The organism is Micromonospora sp. H61 (assembly GCF_018070325.1).
In the GTDB taxonomy this organism is placed as follows: domain Bacteria; phylum Actinomycetota; class Actinomycetes; order Mycobacteriales; family Micromonosporaceae; genus Micromonospora; species Micromonospora salmantinae.
In genome coordinates, this window is record NZ_JAGPXY010000029.1 from 71,446 (window position 1) to 79,231 (window position 7,786).

The following is a 7,786-nucleotide window of genomic DNA, read 5'->3' on the forward strand; positions in this document are numbered from 1 at the left end:
CCTTTTGGGTTTTCGGGGGAGGGGTTCGTCGGTCGGGTCAGCTTGCGGGTTCCGCCTCGGGTCGGGTCACCAGGATCCGGGTGGGCCCGGGTTGGGTGGCGCGGGTGGGTGGGGGGTCTACTACCGGGGGTAGGATTGGCTCGTGACTCGGTTGGGCGATCTTGAGCGTGCGGTGATGGACGTGCTGTGGGACGTGGTTCCCGGCACGTCGGACGGGGTGACCGTGCGCGAGGTGGCCGACGCGCTCGACGGCCGTGAGCTGGCGTACACCACTGTGATGACAGTGCTGGACCGGCTCGCCGGCAAGGGCATGGTGCAGCGGGAGCGGGAGGGTCGGGCCTGGCGGTACCGTCCGGCGGCCAGCCGCGAGGCGCACATCGCTCAACTCATGCTCGACGCCCTCGACCTGGGTGGCAGCCGGGACGCCGCGCTGGTGCGCTTCGCCCGCTCGGTGACCGGCACCGAGGCCGAGGTGCTGCGAGCGGCCCTGGGCAGCGAGGCCGGCCTGACCGGGCCGGGCTCCACCGGCGGCGACGCGGGCGGGGCCGACGCCCTGACCGACCGGGTGGACGGGCCGGCGGGCCGACGACCCGCCGGCGAGGCAGCGGAGCGGTAGGGCGCGCGCCATGGCCTACGCCGTGCACTTCGCCGCCACGATGCTGGCCTGCTATCTGACCGCCCAGGTGTTGGCCCGCTCCACCTGGACGTGGCGCAGCCCTCGGGTGGCGATCATCTGCTGGCAGGCGGTCGGGCTGGCATTGGGCCTCTCGGCGATGGGCCTGCCGATGGCCCTCGGGTTGAGCGCGTACGACCGGCCGACCGGCAGCGCACTGCTCGCCCTGACCAACGACCTCGCCCACGGCACCCTGCCGATCGGGGTGGGCACGTTCCACCTGGCCGGCGTCGGCGTGGGCTTCGGCATCGGGGCGGTGCTGGTCACGACGACAGTGCGCAGCATCCACGGCACCGTACGCGCCCAGCGCCGCCACCGGGACCTGCTCTCCCTCGTCGCCCGGAACGACCCGGCCGCGCCGGGCGCGCTGGTGCTGGATCATCCGAGCGCCGCCGCGTACTGCCTGCCGGGCGTGAAGCCGCAGGTGGTCGTCAGCGCCGGCACCCTGAGCCTGCTGGACCGGGCCGAGCTGGCCGCGGTTCTCAGCCACGAGCGTGCGCACGCCCACGAGCGCCACGACCTGGTTCTGCTGCCGTTCACCGCGCTGTGCCGGGCACTGCCGTGGTTCGGCTGGGTGCGCGACGCGCACGAGCGGGTCGCCCTGCTGGTCGAGATGCGCGCCGACGACAAGGCCCGCGAGCTGCACGCCGAGGCCCCGCTGGCGGGTGCGCTGCGCCGGTTCGCCGCCGCCGGGCACCGGATCACCCCGGCCGGCGCGCTCGGCATGGGCGACCGGGATCTCGACGTACGGGTGCAGCGCCTGCTGGTCAGCGACCGGCCGCCCCGGGTGCTCGGCGCCACCGCCCTCGCGGTCGCCACCACGCTGGTCGCCCTCCCGGTCACCCTCTTCCTGAGCTGACGACCACAAGGCACCGCTGAGCCCACGCGGCAGAACCGCGCGGAGGGCCGCTGCCCCGCGCCCCCGGCACCCCTCGCAAGATCGCACTCGATCCAGGATCGAGGGGCATCCCGGGGGTCGCGAGACCACTACATCCAGGATCGAGCGCGACCTTCCCCCATTTACTACGTGACGTAGTAGGGTTACCTACGACAGGGCGTAGTAGTTGCTACCAGTAGGCAAACTACGTGTAGGGTGGCTACGACAAGGGAGCCAACGCTATGGAGGGCTGTCATGGACACCCTGCTCCTCGCCCGCCTGCAGTTCGCCACCACCACCTCGATCCACTTTCTGTTCGTGGTGGTCACGCTCGGGCTGGTCACCCTGCTGGTCGGCATGCAGACCGCCTGGGTGCTCACCGGCAACCCGAAGTGGGAGCGGCTGACCCGCTACTGGGGTCAGCTCTACGTGATCAACTACGTGCTCGGCATCGCCACCGGCATCGTGATGGAGTTCCAGTTCGGGCTGAACTGGAGTGGCCTGTCGCGCTACGTCGGCAACGTCTTCGGCGCGCCTCTGGCCATCGAGACGCTCGTGGCGTTCTTCCTGGAGTCCACGTTCCTCGGGATGTGGATCTTCGGCTGGCACCGGCTCGGCAAGGGCGTCCACCTCGCGTTGCTCTGGGGCGTGGCGATCACCGCGTACGCCTCGGCGTTCTGGATCATGGTGGCCAACTCCTGGCTCCAGAACCCGGTCGGCTACGAGGTCCGCGACGGAATCGCCCACCTCACCGACTTCGGCGCGCTGCTCACCAACCCCAGCCTCGGCATGGCCTTCGGGCACGTGGTCTCGGCGGCGCTGCTGGTCGGCGGGATGCTGATGGCGGCGGTCAGCGCCGGGCACCTGATCCGGCGTACCCCGGACTTCGCGCTCTTCCGCACCTCGCTGCGGATCGGCCTGGTCACCGCGGCCCTGGCCATCACGATGGTGCAGGGCTTCGGTTTCGCCCAGTTCGGTCCGGTGGGCTCGGTACAGCCGACCAAGTTCGGCGGTGACGGCCCGGAGAGCCAGGCGCTGATCGCCGAGTGGACCACCCGGTTCGGCCCCGGCGACTACACCCCGCCGGCGCTGGCCAGCGTCGGGTTGGGCTTCATGGTCCTGATCGGCTTCACCCTCGGCTGCGTCTGGCTCCTGCTGCCCCTGCTCTTCCGGGACTGGGTCATCCGACTGCGCTTCCCGCTCTGGCTGATCGTGCTCGGCCTGCCGCTGCCGTTCATCGCGGTGATCCTCGGCTGGATCTCCCGGGAGGTCGGCCGTCAACCCTGGGTGGCGTACGGGTTGCTCCCCACCGAGCAGGCCGTCTCCCCGGTCAGCGCACCGCTGATGCTCGCCTCGCTGATCGGGTTCAGCCTGCTGCTGGGCACTCTCGCCGTCACCAACTGGGTGCTGCTCGCCCGGCACGCCAGGCGCGGCGCGGCCGACCCGGCGCTCGGCCGCCCACCGGCACCGCCCACCGAGCCGGCCCACCCCGAACCCGCCCTCCTCTGAGGAGTAGACAGTGGACCTCGCCTGGTACGCCCTGCTCGGCCTCTTCTTCGCCAGTTACCTGGTGCTCGCCGGCTACGACTACGGCGTCGGGCTGCTGCTCGCCCGCGGCGTCGGTCCGGCCGGGCGGCGGGAGGCGCTCACCGCGCTCGGCCCGTTCTTCCTCGGCAACGAGGTCTGGCTGGTGGCCGCCGTGGGCATTCTCTTCGGCGCGTTCCCCCTCCTGGAGGGCGAGTTGCTCGCGGGCTGCTATCCGGCCGTCGCCGGTGCCCTGGTCGGCGTCATCCTGGTCACCGTCGGGGTGCAACTGCGCAGCCGACCCGACGACGAGCGGGTCCGCGCCCGCTGGGACCGCGTCGTGGTGGTCGGCAGCGCACTCGCCGCGCTGGGCTGGGGTGTGCTGCTCGCGGCGCTGCTGCAGGGCGTACCCCTCCAGGCCGACGGGCACGTCGCCGGGGAGACACACCTGGCCACCCCGTTCGCGGCCGCCGCCGGGCTGGCCATGGTCACACTGGTCGCGGTGCACGGGGCGACCTTCCTCACAGTGCGACTGTCGGCCGAGGCCGCCGCCGTGGTCGGCCGTACGGCCCGCCGGCTGGTGCCGGTGGCGCTCACCGCGGTCGCCCTGGCCACCGTCGTGGGCCTGCTCTCCGCCCGGGTACGCGACGCCGTGCAGCGGCCGGCGGTGGCCGTACTCCTGCCGGTGCTGCTCGTGGCGGCGCTGCTGGCGGCCCGCGCGGCGCTGGCCCGGCGGCGGCCAGGGTGGGCTCTGGTCGCCACCGGTGCGGCCCTGGCGCTGCCGGTGCTGCTGGTCGGAGCCGCTCTCTGGCCCTACGTGCTGGTGTCCACGACCGACCCGGACGCCTCGCTGCGGGTGGCCGACGCCGCCGCCAGCGCGCCGACACTGCGGCTGCTGGGCTGGGTGGCGCTGCCGCTACTTCCGGCCCTACTAGGCTTCCAGGCGATGTGCTGGTGGGTTTTCCGAGGACGGACCGACGGTAGGGCACCGGTGTACTGGTGAGCCGCCGTCCGTTCGACCCGCGTCTGCTGCGCCGGGTCCCTGCGGCCCGGGGCGATCTTGCTGTGCTCGCGCTCCTGGGGGTGCTGGCCGCCGGGTTGATCGTGGCGCAGGCCACCGCGCTCGCGTCGCTGCTGGCCACCGCGATCGACGGTCGGCTGGATCGACCGGCGCTGGCCGGCTTCGTGGTCGCGGTCGCCGCCCGCTCGGCACTGGTCTGGGCGCAGGGCACGGTCTCGGCGCGGGTCGCCGCCACGGTCAAGGCCACGCTGCGGGCCGACCTGCTCGGCGCTGTGGGCCGGCACGGGCCCGGGTGGGTGGCCGGGCAGCGGGCCGGTGAGATCGCCACCCTGGCCGGGCGTGGGTTGGACGCGCTGGACGCGTACTTCACCGGGTATCTGCCGCAGCTGGTGCTCAGCGTGACGGTGCCCCTGGCGGTGCTGGCGCGGGTCGTCTTCGCCGACTGGAGTTCGGCGGTGATCATCGCGCTGACCCTGCCGCTCATCCCGGTCTTCGGAGCGCTGCTCGGCTGGCAGGCGCAGGCCGCCACCGAGCGACAGTGGCGGCGGCTCGCGCTGCTCGGCGGGCACTTCCTCGACATGGTCGCCGGGTTGCCCACGCTGCGCGCCTTCGGGCGGGCCCGGGCGCAGACCGACGTGGTACGCCGGATGGCCGACGGTCACCGCGTCGCCACCATGAAGACGCTGCGGATCGCGTTCCTCTCCGCGCTGGTCCTCGAACTGGTCGCCACCCTCTCGGTGGCGCTGGTCGCGGTGCCGGTCGGAATCCGGTTGCTCGGCGGCGGGTTGGCCCTGCAGACCGCGCTGCTGGTGCTGCTGCTGACCCCGGAGGCGTACCTGCCGCTGCGGGCCGCCGGCAGCCGCTTCCACGCCAGCATGGAAGGGCTGGCCGCGCTGGACGAGGCGTTGACAGTCTCCGCCGCACCCACCGCGCCCCGGGCCGCCGAGGGCGCCTCCGTCCCCGACGCACGGGCCGAGATCCGGTTCGAGGGGGTGACAGTGGCGTACGAGCGGACCACGGCGCTGCGCGACGTGACACTGACCATCCGGCCCGGTGAGCGGATCGCCATCATCGGGCCCAGTGGCGCCGGCAAGAGCACGCTGCTCGGCCTGCTGCTGGGTTTCGTGGTGCCGACCAGCGGCCGGGTCACGGTGGACGGGGTCGACCTCGCCACCGCCGACCCGGACGCCTGGCGCCGGCAGCTCGCCTGGGTGCCGCAGCGGGCCCACCTCTTCGCCGCCTCGCTGGCCGACAACATCCGCCTCGGCGCGCCCGACACCCCGGCCGACGCACTCACCGCCGCGGTGCACGACGCCGCACTGGACGACGTGGTGGCCGGCCTGCCCGACGGCCTGGACACCCTCCTCGGTGAACGCGGTCACGGGCTGTCCAGTGGGCAGCGGCAGCGGGTGGCACTGGCCCGGGCGTTCCTGCGCGCCGCCCCGGTGGTGCTGCTCGACGAACCCACCGCCCGACTCGACACGGCGGCCGAGGCGGTGGTGCTCGACGCCACCCGTCGCCTGGTCGCCGGGCGGACGGCGCTGCTTGTCGCGCACCGGCCGGCGTTGCTGGCCGACGCCGACCGGATCCTGCGCATCGAGGACGGTCGGGACACCGAGTTGACGCCCGAACCGACCGGGAAGGCCGCCCGATGACCGGAGAACACGGGCCGGCGGTGGTGGCCGACGCGGCACCGGCGGGGCGGGCCGCCGCCGAGCGGGCCGTGCTGCGACTGGCCCGGCCGTACCTGGGCCGCCTGGTGGGAGCCGGGCTGCTGGCGGCCGCCACCGAGTTCGCCGGCCTGGCCCTGATGGCCACCGCCACCTGGCTGCTGATGAGCGCCGCCGGTCAGCCTCCACTGGACCGCCTCACCGTGGCGATCGTCGCGGTCCGGGCGTTGGCGATCAGCCGGGGCGTGTTCCGCTACACCGAACGGCTCGCCGGACACGACGCGGTGCTCCGCATGATCACCGACGTCCGGGCCCGGGTCTTCGCCACCCTGGCGGCCCGCCGTGGCACGGCGCACCGCTCGGGGGACGTGCTGAGTCGACTGGTCTCCGACGTGGAGGCCGTCCAGGACCTGTTGCTGCGGGTGCTGGTGCCCGCCTCGGCGGCGGCAGTGGTCGGTGTGCTGGCGGTCGCCGTGGCGGCGCTGATCTCACCACCCGCCGCCGGCGCGCTCGCCCTCGGGCTGCTTGTCGCCGGGGTGGCGCTGCCCGCGTTGGCCACCGCGGTCACCCGCCGCAGCGCGGCCGAGGTGGCCCCCCTGCGGGGCGCGCTGGCCACCGACGCGATCGACCTCACCCACGGCGCGGCCGACCTGGCCGCGTTCGGGGCGACCGACGTCACGCTGCGCGCCGCCGAGCAACGCGCCGACCGGCTGGCCCGGCTGGAACGTCGGCTGGCCGCCACCGGGTTCGCGGTGGACGCGGCCGGCGTGCTGGCCGCCGGCCTGACCGCCGCAGCGGTGGTGCTGGTCGCGCTCGCCGCCGACGTGTCGGGGGTGCTGGTGGGCGTCCTGGCCGTCGGCACACTGGCCGCCGTCGAGGTGACGCTGGCGTTGGTGGCGGCGGCCCGGCAGTGGACGCAGCTGCGCCCCGGCCTGACCCGGGTGGCCGACCTGCTCGACGCCGACCCGCCGCCCGCGCCACCGGCGACCGGTCCAACGGACCTGACCGGCCCGCACGAGCTGCGCTTCGACGACGTGACGGTGCGGTACCGGGCCGGTGCGGCGCCCGCCCTGGACCGGTTCAGCCTGGACCTGCCGGCGGGACGCCGGATCGCTGTCGTCGGCCCGAGCGGCGCCGGCAAGAGCACACTGGCCGCCGTGCTGACCGGCACCGTCCGGCCCGCGTCCGGCCGGGTCACCCTGGACGGTCACGACCTCTCGACGTACGCCGAGGAGGCGCTGCCGCGCGCGGTCGGTGGGCTGCTGGCCGAGGCGTACGTCTTCCATGCCACGGTGCGGGAGAACCTGCTGCTCGGGCGGGCCGGGGCGGGCGAGGAGGAGCTGACCGCGGCCACCGCCGCCGCCGGCCTGCTGGACTGGGTCCGCGCTCAGCCGGCGGGCTGGGACACGCTGGTCGGCGAGGAGGGCGGGCAGCTCTCCGGCGGGCAGCGGCAGCGGCTGGCGCTGGCCCGGGCCCTGCTCGCCGCGCCGCCGGTACTGGTGCTCGACGAGCCCACCGAAGGTCTGGACCCGACCGCCGCGGACGCGGTGCTCGCGTCCGCCCTCGCCGCCACCCCCGCCGGGCACTCGGTGCTGCTGATCAGCCACCGGCTCAGCGGGCTGGCCGAGCTGGACGAGATCGTGGTCCTGGACGGCGGCCGGGTGATCCAGCGCGGTCGGCACGCCGAGTTGGTCGCGGCCCCGGGCTGGTACCGGGACCAGTGGCTGCTCCAGGCCGCAGCCGAACGGGGTTACCTGGCCCTCGCCCCCTGAGCCGACTCGGGGGCGGACCAGGGTTCTCCCGGACGTCGACCGGCGGAAGTCCGTGGCAGTGTGGTGCCATGGGGCGCGGTGAGGACGTGATGGTCGACGAGCACCTGCGGGAGCTGGCCGCTCGACTGCAGGGGCCGGCGCGGCTCAAGTCCGACCTGCTGACCGAGGCCCGGCACGGGTTGCTCGACGCCGTCGAGGCGTACCGCGAGAGCGGGGTGCCACCCACCGAGGCGCAACGCCGGGCGGTGG

The 7,786-nt window shown here is 74.3% G+C and carries 7 protein-coding genes; all 7 read left to right on the plus strand.

All coding sequences use genetic code 11. The annotated features are described in order from the left end of the window. Positions 1-142 precede the first annotated feature (142 nt). On the plus strand, positions 143-616 hold the full coding sequence (locus KBX08_RS17005; RefSeq protein ID WP_091394501.1) for a BlaI/MecI/CopY family transcriptional regulator: 474 nt from the start codon (positions 143-145) through the stop codon (positions 614-616). A 10-nt stretch (positions 617-626) separates the two neighbouring features. After that, entirely contained in the window at positions 627-1,532 is a 906-nt protein-coding gene (locus KBX08_RS17010; RefSeq protein WP_210784463.1) for a M56 family metallopeptidase, read from the plus strand. Positions 1,533-1,805: 273 nt separating this feature from the next. Then, entirely contained in the window at positions 1,806-3,059 is a 1,254-nt protein-coding gene (locus KBX08_RS17015; RefSeq protein WP_210784464.1) for a cytochrome ubiquinol oxidase subunit I, read from the plus strand. 10 nt (positions 3,060-3,069) lie between these two features. After that, entirely contained in the window at positions 3,070-4,077 is a 1,008-nt protein-coding gene (locus KBX08_RS17020; protein WP_210784465.1) for a cytochrome d ubiquinol oxidase subunit II, read from the plus strand. Next, the gene (cydD, locus tag KBX08_RS17025) at positions 4,074-5,750 is read left to right on the plus strand and encodes a thiol reductant ABC exporter subunit CydD (protein ID WP_210784466.1); all 1,677 of its coding nucleotides are present in this window, start codon (positions 4,074-4,076) and stop codon (positions 5,748-5,750) included. Before KBX08_RS17020 ends, cydD begins: the two co-directional genes overlap by 4 nt. Continuing rightward, positions 5,747-7,537 carry a thiol reductant ABC exporter subunit CydC gene (gene cydC / locus KBX08_RS17030; RefSeq protein WP_210784467.1) on the plus strand — a complete coding sequence of 597 codons (1,791 nt, stop codon included), beginning with the start codon at positions 5,747-5,749 and terminating at the stop codon, positions 7,535-7,537. Before cydD ends, cydC begins: the two co-directional genes overlap by 4 nt. A 68-nt stretch (positions 7,538-7,605) precedes the next feature. Continuing rightward, on the plus strand, positions 7,606-7,786 hold a 181-nt coding region (locus tag KBX08_RS17035; RefSeq protein ID WP_247669528.1), incomplete at its 3' end, for a permease prefix domain 1-containing protein.